The organism is Kitasatospora phosalacinea, from assembly GCF_000716545.1.
Lineage (GTDB): Bacteria > Actinomycetota > Actinomycetes > Streptomycetales > Streptomycetaceae > Kitasatospora > Kitasatospora phosalacinea.
Genome location: NZ_JNWZ01000143.1, coordinates 1 through 1,987, shown reverse-complemented (window position 1 = coordinate 1,987; position 1,987 = coordinate 1). Strand labels below are relative to the sequence as shown.

Genomic DNA, 1,987 nt, shown 5'->3' with positions numbered 1-1,987 from the left:
CGCTGGGGGCCGGAGGTGCGAAGGGGTTGAAGTCCGGCGGGGGGACCTTGACCAGGCGGCCCTTGGTCGGGTCGGCCTCTTCGGTCTCCTCGGCGGGCGCGGTGGTGGCGCTGGGGGCCGGGGGTGCGAAGGGGTTGAAGTCCGGCGGGGGAACCTTCACCAGGCGGCCCTTCGGCTTCTCGTCCTCGACTTGCGGGGCGGGCTCGGCCGCCAGTGCGGGGGCCGGGCTGCCGAACGGGTCCGGGGCGGCGAACGGGTCGCTGCCGGCGAACGGGTCGGCGGCGGGCGCCGCCTGGGCCGGGGCGGCGGGCGCGGTGGTGGCGCTGGGGGCGGGGGGTGCGAAGGGGTTGAAGTCCGGTGGGGGGACCTTGACCAGGCGGCCCTTCGGCTTCTCGTCCTCGACCTGCGGGGCGGGCTCGGGTTCCGGTGCGGGCGCGGGCGCGGCGAACGCGTCCGCGGAGGCCAGCACCGGGGAGGCGGTCGCCTGCGCGGGCAGGTCGCCGGGGGCCGGGGTGCCGAAGGGGTTGAAGTCGGAGGGCGGCACCCGCACCGCCGTCCCCGCCGGGCCCTCGGGCTGCTCGGGGGCCGCGACCGGCACCTGCACCGGCGGGGCGGCCGGCGGGGCGGTCGGCGGCGCGGCGGGCGGCGCGGCCGGTGCGCTGGCGGGTGCGGCCGGGGTCTGCGCGGGTGCGGCCGGGGTCTGCGCGGGTGCGGCCGGGGCCTGTGCGGGCACCGTCGCGGACTGCGCCGGGACGGCCCGGCCCACCGGCACCGGCGTCGGGGCCACCGAGACGCCGTCCCAGGCGAGTTGGACGGTGCGCAGCAAGTCCGCGAACACCTCGGTGTAGACGTCCCAGTCCTCGGTGTCCGAGGTGGTGAGCTGGACGGTCAGTACGGTGGCCCCGTCCGGCATCGGCACGAAGGCCTCGACCACGGTGCTCACCACCTGGCCGGTCGGGCTCTCGTCGCGCAGCTCCTTCAGCGCCGGGACGGCCCGGGTCTCCACCAGCAGCGCCGCCGGGCCGGCCGGCAGCAGCACCGTCCACACCTCGGCGTACGGGCGCTCGGTGGACAGCTCCACCGCCAACTCCTGGATCGGCTGCGCGCACTGGACGGTCGAGACCACCAGCGACACCCGCGAGCGCCGGCCGTTCACCAGCAGCGCGCCGACGCCCGCGTAGGCGACGTCCGCCGCCGCGAACTGCTCGGCGAGCAGCGCGGCCACCACCGCGAAGTCGTTGCGCTCGGCCGGGGAACCGCCCGAGAACACCTCCTCGGCGGTCTCCGCCAGGTGCGCGGACAGTGCGTTGCCCGAGCCCCGGACGGTCAGGGTGTGGAACGCGGGCGGCACCACCAGGCGCGCCTCCACCCCGGCACCGGTCGGCAGCTCCTCGGGCGCGACGATCGCCCGCGGCTCGGCGAGCGCGGCGAGCGCCGGGGTGAACCCGGCCACGTTCTCGCCCTGCAGCCCGGCGGGCTCGACGGACAGGCGCAGCGCGGCGGCTGACGACAGGTCGGTCAGACCGAGCGCGGAGGCGCCGAAACGGTGCGCCAGCACCGGCACGGCCTCGCGGCCGGCGGCGGCGTTCGGGCGCCGGAGGGAGGACACCTCGACGACGGTGCCGAGCTTCGGCACGGCGAGCAGACCGGGGCCGATCTGGCTGATCCGCAGGCCGAACAGCGCCTTGGCGGCGGGGTGTTCGGAGTCGCGGAAGGCGGTGAGCGCCTCGGACTGGTAGTGGGTGGCGCGGCTGCCGAGAAGTGCGGCGCACGCCGCGTCCAGCGTGGCCGTGATCCGGTCTGCGGCGGCGAAGCCGTCCTGCGTCATTCGCCGAGCCCCCTCGTTCTCGGGTGTGGACAGTTCAGCCACTTTTTATCAGACCCGACCGGCAGCGGTCGGCGGGTCGGGCGGGGGCGGGCGGCGACGGCGGGGACGCGGTGGTCCGGGTGAGGACGGACCGGTCGGGTCGGCGGGGGCGGGTCAGGG

1 pseudogene is annotated in these 1,987 nt (G+C 77.4%); it reads right to left on the bottom strand.

Going from position 1 to position 1,987, the window contains the following annotated elements:
* A pseudogene (locus OO48_RS38765) lies at positions 1-1,828 on the bottom strand (hypothetical protein); the annotation flags it as partial.
* Positions 1,829-1,987 lie beyond the last annotated feature (159 nt).